The 13047-nt window shown below is 74.5% G+C and carries 14 protein-coding genes; 6 read left to right on the top strand and 8 right to left on the bottom strand.

From position 1 onward, the window contains the following. Window positions 1-58 precede the first annotated feature (58 nt). Window positions 59-1363, top strand: a complete 1305-nt coding sequence (locus B446_RS17025; protein WP_043475811.1) for an MFS transporter — start codon at window positions 59-61, stop codon at window positions 1361-1363. Here the strand turns inward: B446_RS17025 and B446_RS17020 are convergent. The 4 genes from B446_RS17020 to B446_RS17005 form a co-directional block, all read right to left on the bottom strand. Continuing rightward, window positions 1360-1971: a flavin reductase family protein gene (locus B446_RS17020; RefSeq protein WP_020940688.1), complete on the bottom strand. Its 612-nt coding sequence runs from the start codon at window positions 1969-1971 to the stop codon at window positions 1360-1362. The two genes, B446_RS17025 and B446_RS17020, sit on opposite strands and share 4 nt — an antisense overlap. Window positions 1972-2056: 85 nt before the next feature. Continuing rightward, window positions 2057-2851 (bottom strand): enoyl-CoA hydratase/isomerase family protein, encoded by a 795-nt coding sequence (locus B446_RS17015; RefSeq protein ID WP_020940687.1) that lies wholly within the window; start codon window positions 2849-2851, stop codon window positions 2057-2059. Then, entirely contained in the window at window positions 2842-5088 is a 2247-nt protein-coding gene (locus tag B446_RS17010; RefSeq protein ID WP_020940686.1) for an acetate--CoA ligase family protein, read from the bottom strand. The genes B446_RS17015 and B446_RS17010 overlap by 10 nt, the downstream gene beginning before the upstream one ends. A 114-nt stretch (window positions 5089-5202) precedes the next feature. Continuing rightward, window positions 5203-6381 (bottom strand): flavin-containing monooxygenase, encoded by a 1179-nt coding sequence (locus B446_RS17005; protein WP_020940685.1) that lies wholly within the window; start codon window positions 6379-6381, stop codon window positions 5203-5205. A gap of 157 nt (window positions 6382-6538) precedes the next feature. Between B446_RS17005 and B446_RS17000 the strand changes: the two genes are divergently transcribed. Both B446_RS17000 and B446_RS16995 read left to right on the top strand, forming a co-directional pair. Then, a complete protein-coding gene (locus tag B446_RS17000) occupies window positions 6539-6991 on the top strand; it encodes a DoxX family membrane protein (protein ID WP_020940684.1) in 453 nt (150 codons plus the stop codon). Continuing rightward, on the top strand, window positions 6988-7383 hold the full coding sequence (locus B446_RS16995; protein WP_020940683.1) for a Zn-ribbon domain-containing OB-fold protein: 396 nt from the start codon (window positions 6988-6990) through the stop codon (window positions 7381-7383). The genes B446_RS17000 and B446_RS16995 overlap by 4 nt, the downstream gene beginning before the upstream one ends. A 10-nt stretch (window positions 7384-7393) precedes the next feature. On the opposite strand, the gene B446_RS16990 is transcribed toward B446_RS16995, so the two are convergent. Next, the gene (locus B446_RS16990) at window positions 7394-8062 is read right to left on the bottom strand and encodes a pyridoxine/pyridoxamine 5'-phosphate oxidase (protein WP_043475808.1); all 669 of its coding nucleotides are present in this window, start codon (window positions 8060-8062) and stop codon (window positions 7394-7396) included. 79 nt (window positions 8063-8141) lie between these two features. Continuing rightward, window positions 8142-9314, bottom strand: coding sequence for a thiolase C-terminal domain-containing protein (locus B446_RS16985; RefSeq protein WP_020940681.1), 1173 nt, complete (start codon window positions 9312-9314; stop codon window positions 8142-8144). 128 nt (window positions 9315-9442) lie between these two features. Between B446_RS16985 and B446_RS16980 the strand changes: the two genes are divergently transcribed. Further along, entirely contained in the window at window positions 9443-10645 is a 1203-nt protein-coding gene (locus tag B446_RS16980) for an acyl-CoA dehydrogenase family protein (RefSeq protein WP_020940680.1), read from the top strand. Next, window positions 10645-11121, top strand: a complete 477-nt coding sequence (locus B446_RS16975) for a nitroreductase family deazaflavin-dependent oxidoreductase (RefSeq protein ID WP_020940679.1) — start codon at window positions 10645-10647, stop codon at window positions 11119-11121. Before B446_RS16980 ends, B446_RS16975 begins: the two co-directional genes overlap by 1 nt. Window positions 11122-11124: 3 nt before the next feature. Here the strand turns inward: B446_RS16975 and B446_RS16970 are convergent, their stop codons facing one another. Next, window positions 11125-11745 carry a LysE family translocator gene (locus B446_RS16970; RefSeq protein WP_020940678.1) on the bottom strand — a complete coding sequence of 207 codons (621 nt, stop codon included), beginning with the start codon at window positions 11743-11745 and terminating at the stop codon, window positions 11125-11127. Window positions 11746-11827: 82 nt separating this feature from the next. Between B446_RS16970 and B446_RS16965 the strand changes: the two genes are divergently transcribed. Continuing rightward, window positions 11828-12283, top strand: coding sequence for an Lrp/AsnC family transcriptional regulator (locus tag B446_RS16965; protein ID WP_020940677.1), 456 nt, complete (start codon window positions 11828-11830; stop codon window positions 12281-12283). Between the two features lie 75 nt (window positions 12284-12358). Here the strand turns inward: B446_RS16965 and B446_RS16960 are convergent, their stop codons facing one another. Then, window positions 12359-12994 carry a TetR family transcriptional regulator gene (locus B446_RS16960; protein WP_043475805.1) on the bottom strand — a complete coding sequence of 212 codons (636 nt, stop codon included), beginning with the start codon at window positions 12992-12994 and terminating at the stop codon, window positions 12359-12361. Between the last annotated feature and the right edge of the window lie 53 nt (window positions 12995-13047).

Genomic DNA, 13047 nt, shown 5'->3' with positions numbered 1-13047 from the left:
GCGAACACTGTCCACCGGGCCACTCGTTGCGCGGAGCCGGTGACCGCACTCTTGTGACGTGACTCAGACAACCGAAGCCGCCGTCCCCGTCCAGGCACCGCCCGCCCGGCACCGCCGTGTGCACCGGGCCTGGTTCGTCGCCGCCGTCACCTTCGTCACGATCATCGGCGCGGCGGCCTTCCGCTCCCTGCCGGGACTGCTCATCGACCCGCTGCACCAGGAGTTCGGCTGGTCGCGCGGCACGATCGGCGCCGCCGTCTCGGTCAACCTCGCGCTGTACGGGCTCACCGCGCCGTTCGCCGCCGCGCTGATGGACCGGTTCGGCATCCGCAAGGTCGTCGCCGTCGCGCTGACGGTGATAGCGATCGGCTCCGGTCTGACCGTGTGGATGACGGCGGCCTGGCAGCTGCTGCTGTGCTGGGGCCTGCTGGTCGGCCTCGGCTCGGGGTCGATGGCGCTCGCCTTCGCCGCGACCGTCACCAACCGCTGGTTCACCACCCGGCGCGGGCTGGTCAGCGGCATCCTCACCGCCGCCTCCGCCTCCGGGCAGCTCATCTTCCTGCCGCTGCTGTCGTGGATGGTCGAGGCGTACGACTGGCGCCCGGCCGCCGTGACCGTCGCCCTGGCCGCGCTCGCCGTCGTCCCCTTCGTCTGGCTGCTGCTGCGCGACCACCCCGCCGACGTGGGCCAGAGGCCGTACGGCGCCGAGGAGTTCGTGCCCAAGCCGGCGCCGGTCACCGGTGCCGCGCGGCGCACCCTCGCGGTGCTCGGCTCCGCCGTCCGCACCGGCCCGTTCTGGCTGCTCGCCGGTACCTTCGCGATCTGCGGCGCCTCCACCAACGGCCTGGTCCAGACGCACTTCGTGCCCGCCGCCCACGACCACGGCATGCCCGTCACGGCGGCGGCCTCGCTGCTCGCGGTGGTCGGGGTGTTCGACGTCGTCGGCACCATCGCCTCCGGCTGGTTCACCGACCGCTTCGAACCGCGCCGGCTGCTCGCCGTCTACTACGCCCTGCGCGGTGTCTCGCTGCTCTTCCTGCCCATGCTGCTGGGGCCGTCGGTCCACCCGCCCATGATCTTCTTCATCGTCTTCTACGGCCTCGACTGGGTGGCGACCGTCCCGCCCACCCTGGCCCTGTGCCGGGAGCACTACGGTGAGGACAGCGCCATCGTCTTCGGCTGGGTGCTCGCCTCGCACCAGGTCGGCGCGGCCCTGGTCGCCTTCCTCGGCGGCGTCGCCCGGGACGTCTTCGGCTCCTACGACATCGTCTGGTACGCCGCGGGCACCCTGTGCGCGGCGGCGGCCCTGATGGCCCTGGTGATCAGGCGGCGTCCGGCGGTCCCCGTCCTCGCGGCCGCTTAGAAGCCGTCGCCGAGCCGGGCGAACCTGCCCCGGTGGAAGACCAGCGGATCGGCCGCCCCGTCCGCACCGAGGGCGCTCACCCGTCCGACGACGACCAGGTGGTCGCCCCCGGTGTGCACGGCATGCACCACGCAGTCGATCCAGGCGGCGGCCCCGGCGAGCCGCGGGGCGCCGGAGACGGGGGCCGCGTCGTACGCCACCCCCGCGAACTTGTCGGCGCCGCTCACCGCGAAGGCCCGGCACAGCCCGCCCTGCCCGGCGCTCAGCACGTTGACGCAGAAGACGCCCGCGCGGGCGATCCGCGGCCAGGTGGCCGACGTGCGGCCGACCATGAAGCAGACGAGCGGCGGGTCGAGGGACAGGGAGGAGAACGACTGGCAGGCGAAGCCGGCCGGGGACTCCCCGTCCGCCGCGGCCGGTGCGGTGATCACGGTCACCCCGGTCGGGAAGCTCCCGAGCACCCGCCGGAACACCGCCGGGTCGACCGGCGCCCGCTCGTCCGCGCGCACACACCGCAACTCCGGGCGCGGCAGCGCCTCCACCGGCCCCGCCGAAGCGGCCGACCCCAGGTACCGGACGGCGGCGGCCGCCGCCCCTGCGTGTCCCATCACCCTTCCATTGAAGCTGACGGCTCGTCAGATAGGAAGAGCCGGGGAGGGTCGGGGAAGACCCGGGGAAGGGCCGGGCGGAAGCTCAGCGGCCCCGGAACCCGGCCGCCCGCCGCTCCGTGAACGCCCGCAGGCCCTCCTGGGCGTCCCGGGTCGTCAGGTTGATCTCCTGGGCGGCCGCCTCCGCCGCGAAGGCGCCGGCGCGGTCGCCGTCCAGGGAGGCGTTCACCAGCTGCTTGGCCATCGCCAGCGCCCGGGTCGGGCCGGTGGCCAGCCGGGCCGCCCACTCCCGGGCGGTCTTCTCCAGCTCGCCGTCCGGCACCACCCGGTTGACCAGTCCGAGGTGCCGCGCGTCCGCCGCCGTGACCGCGTCGCCGAAGAACATCAGCTCCTTGGTGCGCTGCGGGCCGATCAGCCGGGGCAGCAGATAGGCGCCGCCGCCGTCCGGGACGAGACCGCGCCGGACGAACACCTCGACGAACCGCGCCGACTCGGCGGCCAGCACCAGGTCGCAGGCGAACGCCAGATGGGCGCCGAGCCCGGCCGCCGTGCCGTTCACGGCCGCGATCACCGGTTTCTCGCAGTCGAGCACGGCGGCGACCAGCCGCTGGGCGCCGAGCCGCAGGGTGCGGGCCACGTCCCCCGGCACGCGTTCCCCGCCGCCCGCGCCCCCGCTGAGGTCCGCGCCCGCGCAGAAGCCGCGCCCGGTGCCGGTCAGGACGACGGCCCGGACGTCCGGATCCGCCGACGCCTGAGCCAGCAGCTCGATCAGCCGGTCCCGCAGTGCGGGCGTGAGGGCGTTGAGGGCCTCGGGCCGGTCCAGGGTGACGTACGAGACGCCGTCACGGACCTCCTGCCGCAGGGGCGCGCTCACCGGCACACCACCAGCGCGTCCAGCGCCACCGCGCCCTGCCCGCGGGGCAGCACCAGCAGCGGGTTGACGTCCAGCTCGGCGATCCGCCCGCCCAGTTCGAGCGCCATGCGCTGGACCCGCAGGACGACCTCCACGAGGGCGTCGAGGTCGGCGGGCGGCCGCCCCCGCACACCGTCCAGCAGGGCCCGTCCGCGCAGCTCGGCGAGCATGTCCCGGGCCTGCTCCTCGCCGAACGGCGGCACCCGTACGGCCGCGTCGCGCAGCACCTCCACCAGCACCCCGCCGAGCCCCACCGTCACGGTCGGCCCGAACAGCTCGTCGTGGGTCACCCCGACGACCATCTCCACGCCCTGCTCGACCATCTGGCACACCAGGACGCCGTCCAGCGGGACGCCTTCGTAGCGGGCGATGTCGGTCAGCTCGCGGTAGGCGTCCCGGACCTGGCTGGCCGAGGTCAGGCCGATCTTCACCAGGCCCAGTTCGGTCTTGTGGGCGATCCGGGCGCCGGACGCCTTCATCACCACCGGGTAGCCGACCTGCCCGGCCGCCCGCACGGCCGCCGCCGCGCTGGTCACGAGCTGCTCGCGCGGCACCCGGATGCCGTAGGCGCGCAGCAGCTGCTTGGCGCCGTGCTCGCTGAGCTGCTGGCCGGGCCGCATCAGGGCCTCGGCCTTGCGGAAGGAGGGGGAGGGGGTGCGCGGTGCCTCGTCGAAGGGGGAGCGGTAGCCGTCGGCGAAGCGGTGGTGGTCGAGCCACGCCCGCACGGCCCCCAGGCAGTTGCCCACGGTCCGGAAGGTGGCCACCCGGGAGGAGCCGAGCAGCACCTCCCGGTACGCCGGCTCGGTGCCGACCGGCGACCCCCACACCACGCAGACCAGCTTGTCCGTCTCCTCGGCGGCCTCGACCAGGTCGCGCACCAGCCGGTCGCTGAGCGGCGGGAAGGGCCCGGTCACCGGGCAGATCAGCACGCCCACCTGCGGGTCGGCGAGGATCGCGTCGATGATCCGGCGGCCGCGCGCGTCACCGACCGGGTGCCCGCCGGTGTCCACCGGGTTGGCCACGTCCAGGTACCCGGGTATCCACTGGTGCAGCTCGGCCTGTTTCTCGGCGGACAGCCGCGGCAGCCGCAGTCCGTGCCCGGCGGCCAGGTCGGCGACGTGCGCGCCGGTGCCGCCGGAGATGGAGCAGACGGCGACCCCGTCGGCCAGCGGCGCCCGGGCCCGGGCCAGCAGGGCCGCGGTGTCCTGGAGTTCGTCGAGTCCGTCCACGCGGATCACGCCGTACTGCCGCATGGCCGCGTCCACCACCTCGTCGGCGCCGGTGAGCTTGCCCGTGTGGGAGGCGGCCGTGCGCGCCCCGGCCTCCGTGCGGCCCACCTTCACCGCCACCACCGGCACCCCGCGGCGGGCGGCGCGGTCGGCGGCCAGCAGGAAGGCCCGGCCGTCCTTCAGGCCCTCCACGTAGCAGGCGATGGCGCCGACCTCGGGCCGCTCGGCGAACCAGGAGACGAAGTCGGCGGTCTCCAGGTCGGCCTCGTTGCCGGTGGGCGCCCAGTGGGAGAGCCGGATGCCCAGCTCCTGCAGGGCGAAGACCGGCCTGCCCTGGTGCCCCGACTGGGTGATGAGCGCGATGGCGGGTCCGTCCAGGTCCTCCCGGAACCGCTCGAAGGCGTTCAGGTTGGTGTTCGGCCCGAGCAGCCGCAGTCCCGAGCGCCGCACCGCCTCCGCGAGCCGTTCCTGCGCCTCGGCCCCCGCCGCGCCGGTCTCGGCGAACCCGGAGGCGAAGGCGACGGCGAACCTGACCTTGGCCTCGGCGAGTTCCTCGACGACCGGCAGCGGGTCCGCCACCAGCAGGACGGCCAGGTCGACCGGTTCGGGCAGGTCGGCGACACGGGCGTGGCAGGGGACGCCGAACACGGACGGCCGCGTGGGGTGCACCGGATGCACCCGGGCCCCGACCCGCCCGGCCCAGTCCAGCAGTTGCCGGGTGATCCCGGTGTTCGGCCGGCCCTCGGTGTCCGAGGCGCCGATCACGGCGACCGACTCGGGCCGGAAGAGCCGCGCCAGGTCCGGTACGGCGGCGGACAGCGGCCGCCCGCTGACGTCGACGTCGGCGCCGTCCGCCGCGCCGTCCGGGGAATCGGCCCGGCCGTGGACGGCGGGTCCGGGCCGCTGCTCGCCGCAGGCGATGACCCGGGCCCGGCGGGAGTCGGTGGTGAGGGTGCCGTGGGTTGATCCAAGCATCGGTCCGCCCGCTCCTGTGTGACAGCCATGACAGGCGCCCATAACTGACGCTCTGTCAGATTACTGAACTGACAGAGCGTCAGGAATGGGTCGTGAGCGGGAAAGTTGTGGAGGCTAGGCCAGCGCGCGGGCCACCGCTCCGGCGATCCGTTCCGCGTCGATCGCCAGCTCGCGGAACATGCCGCTGATCGGGTTGGTGAACCCGGTGAAGTACAGGCCGGGCGCGTTCGCCGGGGTGCGCGGCCCGTGCACCACCGGCCTGCCGCGGCCGTCCAGCACCTCCAGGTGCCCGACCAGTCCTTCCAGCGCCCGGACGTACCCGGTGGCCGCGATCACCGCGTCCGGCGAGATCCGGCTCCCGTCGGCGAGGGCCACCTTCCCGTCCTCGAAGCCCTCGACGGCGGCCACGACCTCCACCTTCCCCTTGCGGACGGCGTCGATGAGGCCGACGTCCTGGACCGGGATGGCACCCTCCCGCACCCTGCTGTACAGCCCGGTCTCCGGGCGCGCCAGCCCGTGCGCGGACAGGTCCGGGGTGCTGATCCGGGCGAGCGGCCGGGCGAGCCGGTCGACGAGCCGCACCGGCAGCCGCCGCACCAGCACGCCCGTGTACTGGGCGGCCCAGCCGGCGGTCGAGCGGCGCACGATGTGCGGGGCGGTGCGTACCGCGAGCCGCACCCGGGCGGCCCCGCCCTCCACCAGGTCCACGGCTATCTCGGCGCCGGTGTTGCCGACGCCGACGACGAGCACGTCCCGGCCCGCGTAGGGCTCGGCGTTGCGGTAGTGGGCGGCGTGGGTGAAGTCCCCGCCGAAGCCGTCGAAGCCCGGCCAGTCGGGCACCCGCGGGGTGTGGTTGTAGCCGGTGGCGACCACCACCGCGCTGCCGGTCAGCTCCCGGCCCCCGGAGGCGTGCAGCAGCCAGCCCGCGCCGTCCGCCGACCGCTCGATCCGGAACACCTCGACCCCGGTGACGATCTCCAGCTCGTGGTGCTCGGCGTATTTCTCCAGGTACCGCACCACGTCGTCCCGGGACACCCAGCGCCCGAACCTGCGGGGCATCCTGAGGCCCGGCAGGGCGGACAGCCGGCGGGTGGTGTGCAGGTGCAGCCGGTCGTAGTGCCGTCGCCAGGAGGAACCCACCTGGTCGGACTTCTCCAGGACCACCGCCCGTATGCCCCGGGACCGCAGCGCGTGGGCGGCCGCCAGCCCGCCGGGGCCCGCGCCGATGACGTAGACGGGGCGGTCGGCGGGGGTCGGGGAGAGGTGCACGGAGGAGGGACGGGAGTCGGCCATGAGCGCGAGCGTAATCACGCACTCCGTTGATGGGTCTCGGTCAAGACCGGAATTGGTTGCGGATTGATCACGGGTGTACGGGAACGGCGCGCGCACGGTGAAGAGCGGCGTCGCGACCCCTCGGCAATCCCACGGATCTGACGTACCGTCAGATGCCATGGACGCGATCTGGCTCGACGGCGCGGAGTGGCTCGCGGTGCTGCGGATGGGGCTCGGCCTGTGGTGGCTGGAGAGCTGGCGGCACAAGGACAAGAAGGCGTGGTTCGAGCGCGGGACGGGCATCGCCTGGGCGGCGGACGTGGCCGCGGAGCACCGCTGGGCCCCGGTGCGGACGGGCTTCGAGCGAGTGGTGAGGCCGCGGCCGAAGCTGATGGCGTACGTCGTGGCCTACGCCGAACTCGCCCTCGGCCTCGGCCTGGTCCTCGGCTTCCTGACCCCGGTGGCCCTGCTGGGCGGCCTGGTCCTGAACGTCCTCTACTTCGTGCTGATGATCCACGACTGGGCGGAGCAGGGCCAGAACTCCATGATGGCGCTGATCTCGCTGGTCGGGTTCTTCGCCATGGCCTGGCAGACCTGGTCGCTGGACGCGGTGCTGGGGTGGTTCGGATGAGCGCGGACGGCTCCGGCGTCCCCGGGGCCGACGCCTTCACCCGCCCCTACTGGGAGGCGGCCGCCGCCGGCCGCCTGCTGATCCGCCGCTGCCGGGACTGCGGCCGGGCCCACCACTACCCCCGTGAGTTCTGCCCGCACTGCTGGAGCGCCGAGGTGGCCTGGGAGGAGGCGAGCGGCCGGGCGGTGCTCTACACCTGGTCCACCGTCCACCGCAACGACCTCCCGCCCTTCGGCGGCCGCACCCCCTACGTGGCGGCGGTGGTGGATCTCGCCGAGGGGCCGCGGATGATGACCGAGCTGGTGGGGTGCGCGGGGGAGGACGCGGTGGCCGGCATGGCCCTGCGGGTCACGTTCCGGGACGGCGTGCCGGTGTTCGCGCCCGGCCGCTGAGCCGCGCCCGTCACGGCCACAGCAGCCGCCTGCTCCAGCCGAACTCGGTGCGCCGGTACTCCAGCCGGACGTGCCGGCGCTCCGGTTCGCCCTGGAAGAACTCCACCGCATCGGGGCGCAGCCGGTACAGGGTCCAGGTGGGGGACGGCTCCGCCGGGTTGTCCCGGGCCCGTTCCCAGGCGGCCAGCGACACCTCGCGCAGCTCCTCCAGCGAGGCCAGTTCCTCGCTCTGCCGTCCCGTGAGCGCGGCCGCCAGCGCCCCCGTCGAGCGCGCGTGCAGGTCCGCCTGGCTCTCCGGGGACGGCGCCGCCGCCACCGTGCCCCGCACCCGCACCTGGCGGCCCAGCACCGGCCAGTAGAAGACCAGGGCGGCGTACGGGCGGGCGGTCAGGTCCCGGCCCTTGCGGCTCGTGGCGTGACTCGCGAAGGACCAGCCGTCCGCGTCGGCGCCGTGCAGCATCACGATCCGGGCGTCCGGCCGGCCGTCCGCGTCCGTCGTGGCCAGCGACATGGTGTGCGGCTCCGGCTGGCCCGCCTCGACCGCCTCGGCGAACCAGGTGGTGAACAGGTGCAGCGGGGCCGGCGGGGCCTTGTCCGGGTCGAAGGGCCGCAGTTCCGTCACTCCGGGTGCCCACACCCGCAGGGACCGCAGCATGTCGTGGAGATCCTTTTGTGCCATGGGGCGAGTATCGCCCCGGGCGGCGCACCACCCGCCCGGAAGGCACGCCGCCGCGCCCGCCGACCCGTCACGCTGCTCGTCAGTCCCGGCCCAGTACCACCGTCGCCGAGGAGCAGAACCAGCCGCCCGTTCCGGAGGCCACGCCGAGGCGTGGCGGGCCGCCGTCCCGGGCGCGGACCTGGCGCTCGCCGGCCTCGCCCCGCAGCTGCCGTACCGCCTCCACCAGCAGGAAGAGGCCGCGCATGCCCGGGTGCTGGGCGGACAGGCCGCCGCCGTCCGTGTTCACCGGCAGCTCCCCGCCGCGCACCAGCAACCGCCCCTTCTCCACGAACGCCCCGCCCTCGCCCTTGGCGCAGAAGCCCAGGTCCTCCAGGGTCACCAGGGTCATGTAGGTGAAGGCGTCGTAGATCTCGGCGAAGTCCATGTCGGCGGGGCGCACCCCGGCCCGGCCGAAGGCCAGCCGGCCGCTGACGGCCGCCGGGGAGACCGTGAAGTCCGGCCACTCGGACATGGCGGCGTGCGAGACGTGCTCCCCGGTGCCGAGGATCCACACCGGCCGCGCGCGGCAGTCCCGCGCGTACTCCTCGGCCACCAGCAGGACCGCCGCGCCGCCGTCCGAGCGCAGACAGCAGTGCAGCTTGGTGAACGGGTCGGCGATCAGCGGGCCGCCCAGCACGTCGTCCACGGTGACGGGGTCGCGGTACATCGCCTCCGGGTTGAGGGCGGCGTTGGCCCGGGCCTGCACCGCCACCTGCGCGAGCTGCTCGATCGTGGTGCCGTGCTCGATCATGTGCCGGCGGGCCGCCATCGCGTACTTGGCGATCAGCGTGTGGCCGTACGGGACCTCGAACTGGAGCGGGCCGCGCGCCCCGAAGGACAGCTCGCCCGTCCGGCGGCCCGCCCTGATGTCCGCCCGCGCCGTCGACCCGTAGACCAGCAGGACGGCCTCGGCGTGGCCGGCCGCTATCGCGTCCGCCGCGTGCGCCGCCATGACCTCCCAGGTCGAGCCCCCGACGGAGGTGGAGTCCACCCAGGTGGGGCGAAGGCCCAGGTACTCGGCCACCTCCACCGGTGCCAGCGTGCCGAGGCCGGCCGACGCGAAGCCGTCCACCAGGGCGCGGTCCAGACCCGCGTCGGCCAGGGCCCGGCGGGCCGCCTGGGCGTGCAGGGCGTACGGGGTCGCGTCGTCCACGCGGCCGCAGTCGGAGAGGGCCACCCCGGCCACGGCGACCTTCCGGTTCCCGGGCTTCATGAATCTGACGGTACATCAGATGAGCCGGAGCGCGGCAGGTGTCGCGCCCCTGGGTTTCCCCGCCCGGCGGGCCTAACATGACGGTCCGTCAGTTCAGGGTGCATCGGGCCGGAGGGATCGGATCAGCCATGGACACCCGCCTCACCGCCGAGCAGGACGAGATCCGCCGCACCCTGCGCGAGCTGCTGCGCAAGCGCTGCGGCGGCGCCGAACTGCGGGCCGCCGCCGACAGCCCGGCCGGGTACGACCCCGCCCTGTGGTCCGCCCTGGCCGGCCGGCTCGGCCTGCCCGGGCTCGCCGTCCCGGAGGGCTACGGCGGTGTCGGCTGCTCGGTCACCGAACTCGCCCTCGCCTGTGAGGAGACCGGACGCGCGCTGGCCCCCTCACCGCTGCTGGCCACCTCCGTCCTCGCCGCCCCGCTGGTCCTCGCCCTCGGCACCGAGGCGCAGCGCGCCGCACTGCTGCCCCCGCTCGCCGCCGGCGTCCGCACCGCGGCCCTCGCCGTCCCCGGCCCCGCCCTCGCCACCGCCCTCGCCCTGACCGGCGGCAACGACGGCCCCTGGGCAGGTGGAGGGCGGGCCGGCGGGGTGCAGGCCCGGCGCGGCGGCGACGGCTGGCGGCTGTACGGCCAGGCCGACCAGGTGCTCGACGGGCACAGCGCGCACCTGCTCCTCGTGCCCGCGCACACCGGGGGGTTCACGCGGTCCCGGACCCTGCTGTTCCTGGTCGACGGAGACGCCGAGGGGCTGGCGCGGGCGCGGCAGACCGCGCTCGACGTCACCCGGCCCCAGGGCCGTGTCCAACTGCGCGACACACCCGCCCGGTTGCTGGGGACCGACGACGCGGACGTGCTCACGGCACTCGCGGACCTCGGCGACGGCGTGGCCACCGTGCTCGCCGCCGAGGCGGTGGGCACCGCGGGGCGGGCGCTGGAGCGGACCGTCGAGTACGTCGGGCAGCGCGAGCAGTTCGGGCGGCCGGTCGGCTCCTTCCAGGCGGTCAAGCACCGGCTCGCGGACGTCTACGTGCGGGTGCAGGCCGCGCGCTCGGCCGCGTGCTACGCGGCCTGGGCCGCCGCCCACGGCCGGCGCGCGGGCCGGCTCGCGCTCGCGCAGGCGCTGGAGGCGGCGCGCTCCGCGGCCGGGGAGGCGATCCAGCTGCACGGCGGGATCGGGTTCACCTGGGAGCACGAGGCCCACCTGTACTTCAAACGGGCGGCCGGGGACGAGCTGCTGTTCGGCCCCGCGCACCGGCTGCGGGACCGGGCCGCCGAGGAGGCGGGGCTGTTCGGCGGGGCCGGGCTGTTCGGCCGCGGCGAGGTGGCGGTCTGATGCCCGGCCTCGCGGTGCGGTGCGTGCAGCGGGTGTCCGCCGGCCGGGCCTTCGCGAAGGTCGCCCCGCACGTGGTCCCGGCGCTCGACCGGGCCGTGCACCGGCTCACCGGGGGCCGGGTGCTGCTCAGCGCCCTGATGCTGCCCGGGGTGATCCTCACCTCCACCGGCGCCCGCAGCGGACTGCCCCGCAGGACCCCGCTCGCCTGCATGCCCGCGGCGGACGGCCGCGGCTGGGTCCTGGTCGGCTCCAACTTCGGGCGGCCCGGGCATCCCGCCTGGACCCACAACCTGCTCGCCCACCCGGACGCCTTCGTCAGCTGGAAGGGGCGGGACGTCCCCGTCACGGCCCGGCTGCTCACCGGCGCGGAACGGGCCGCCGTCTGGCGCGAACTCCTGGTGTTCTGGCCGCCGTACGCCGCCTACCAGGCGCGGGTGGCGCGCGAGATCAGGCTCTTCCGGCTCGACCCCGGGTGAGCGTCACAGCGTCGCGAGACGCTCCACCAGCAGGAACGCGCCGATGCCGAGCATCGCGGCGCCCGAGGTGCGGGTGACCGCGCGGGCCGCCGCCGGGCGGGCCGCAAGCAAAACCCGGGCGAGCAGGCCCACGGTGAGGTAGACGGCCGCGCAGCACGCCATGTGGAGCAGGCCGAGGGCGGCCGTCTGCACGGGCACCGGGAGGTGGCCACCGCGCAGGGTGAGGAACTGCGGCAGCACCGAGAGGTAGAGCAGCAGCCCCTTCGGGTTCAGCCCGCTGATGGTGGCACCCCGCAGGAAGAGGCGGCCGTCGTCGTCCGCCGCCTGACGGGCCGCCCCCGGGACGGCCGGGCGGCGCAGCACCCCCCAGCCGAGCCACAGCAGGTACCCGGCGCCCGCCACCGTCAGCGCCGTCAGCAGCCGGGGCGAGCCCGCCACCAGGACCGCGAGGCCCGCCGCCGCCAGCACCGTGTGCAGGGCGTACCCGCAGACCAGGCCCGCCACCGCGCGCGGCACCGGACGCCCGCGCAGGGCGGCCGCGATGACGTACGCCCAGTCCGCGCCCGGCACGCACACCAGCAGCAGGTCCACGGCGAGGAAGGAGAGGAGCAGTCCGGAGTTCATACCGGGGACATTAGGCGTGAATGGCCCGAAAGTGTTCCCGAAGTTTGCTCGTGATCGCGGCTTGTGAGGGAGAATCTTCCTCATGGACGACGTGGACCGGAAAATCCTTGCCGAGCTGCAGCAGGACGGGCGACTGACCGTGACCGAGCTGGCCGCCCGGGTGCGCCTGAGCGTCTCGCCCTGCCACCGGCGGCTGCGCGAGCTGGAGCGGTCCGGCGCCATCCAGGGCTACCGGGCGGTGGTGGACGCGGCCGCGCTCGGCCTGAACTTCGAGGCGCTGGTCTTCGTCTCCATGCGGCAGGAGGACCGGGACACGGTCGCGGAGTTCGAGCGGGCGGTCGGCGAGCTGGACCACGTGCTGGACGCCCAGCGGCTGTTCGGCGAGCCGGACTACCTGCTGCGGGTGGCCACCGCCGACCTCGCCGCCTTCCAGCGGCTGTACGACGACCGGCTCGCCACCCTGCCGGGCGTGCAGCGGCTGACCTCGACGCTGGTGATGAAGCACGTGGTGCGGGACCGGGCGCTGCCCGCACAGTGAAGCAGGCGGTGGCTCACCACGGGTGAACCACCGCCTGCCAGACAGGACTTGGGACCTGGAAAATGGGGCCGTCCGCTACTTCGTCGGCTTCTTGCCCGTCACGCCGAGGTGGACCAGCAGCGCCAGGTTGGGCTTGAGCTCGGCCTGCTTGACGCCCCAGGAGGAGAAGCCCTTCTGGTGCGAGGCCACCGCCGCGAGCATCGCGACCAGCGAGCCGGCGATCGCCGCCGGGTTCACGTCCTTGTCGATGCGGCCCTTGGCCTGCAGTTCGGTGATGGACTGCGCGAGGGAGTTGTTCACCGAGTTCAGGATCTTCATGCGGATCTTGTAGAACCGTTTGTCCCCCTCGGCCGCCCCGAGGTCCACCACACGCAGGATCGCGTCGTTCCTCCGCCAGAACTCCAGGAACCCGTCGACCAGTTCCTGCGCGGTCTGCCACCCCGCCTTGCCGGCCCAGGTGCGCCCCTCCAGCAGCTCGGTCAACCCGGCGCCCTCGGTGGCCATTTGCTCGGCGATCTCCAGGACGGCGCCCTCGACGTCCGGGAAGTACTGGTAGAAGGTCGCGGGCGAAGTGCCCGCCTTCCGGGCGACATCGATGACCTTGACGTCCCGGTAGGGGGAGGAGCTGAGCATCTCGCTGAGGCAGTCGAGCAGCTTCTGCCGGGTCGCCTGCCCACGCCGGCCGGCCACGCGGCCGTCGACGGTACGCACTTGTCCTGTCATGTCGTCAGCTTACCGAGGGGGGATGAGAGCGCGATTCGGCC

Origin of the sequence: Streptomyces collinus Tu 365, assembly GCF_000444875.1 — a bacterium.
Lineage (GTDB): Bacteria > Actinomycetota > Actinomycetes > Streptomycetales > Streptomycetaceae > Streptomyces > Streptomyces collinus_A.
The sequence above is the reverse complement of the archived record's forward strand: the minus strand, read 5'-3'. Positions and strand labels throughout refer to the sequence as shown.

Coding starts and splice junctions, on each gene's coding strand:
- B446_RS16970 (WP_020940678.1), bottom strand. CDS start 11,745: ATGAACTCCGGACTGCTCCTCTCCTTCCTCGCCGTGGACCTGCTGCTG.
- B446_RS16975 (WP_020940679.1), top strand. CDS start 10,645: ATGCCCGGCCTCGCGGTGCGGTGCGTGCAGCGGGTGTCCGCCGGCCGG.
- B446_RS16965 (WP_020940677.1), top strand. CDS start 11,828: ATGGACGACGTGGACCGGAAAATCCTTGCCGAGCTGCAGCAGGACGGG.
- B446_RS16985 (WP_020940681.1), bottom strand. CDS start 9,314: ATGAAGCCCGGGAACCGGAAGGTCGCCGTGGCCGGGGTGGCCCTCTCC.
- B446_RS16995 (WP_020940683.1), top strand. CDS start 6,988: ATGAGCGCGGACGGCTCCGGCGTCCCCGGGGCCGACGCCTTCACCCGC.
- B446_RS17000 (WP_020940684.1), top strand. CDS start 6,539: ATGGACGCGATCTGGCTCGACGGCGCGGAGTGGCTCGCGGTGCTGCGG.
- B446_RS16980 (WP_020940680.1), top strand. CDS start 9,443: ATGGACACCCGCCTCACCGCCGAGCAGGACGAGATCCGCCGCACCCTG.
- B446_RS17020 (WP_020940688.1), bottom strand. CDS start 1,971: ATGGGACACGCAGGGGCGGCGGCCGCCGCCGTCCGGTACCTGGGGTCG.
- B446_RS17005 (WP_020940685.1), bottom strand. CDS start 6,381: ATGGCCGACTCCCGTCCCTCCTCCGTGCACCTCTCCCCGACCCCCGCC.
- B446_RS16990 (WP_043475808.1), bottom strand. CDS start 8,062: ATGGCACAAAAGGATCTCCACGACATGCTGCGGTCCCTGCGGGTGTGG.
- B446_RS17010 (WP_020940686.1), bottom strand. CDS start 5,088: ATGCTTGGATCAACCCACGGCACCCTCACCACCGACTCCCGCCGGGCC.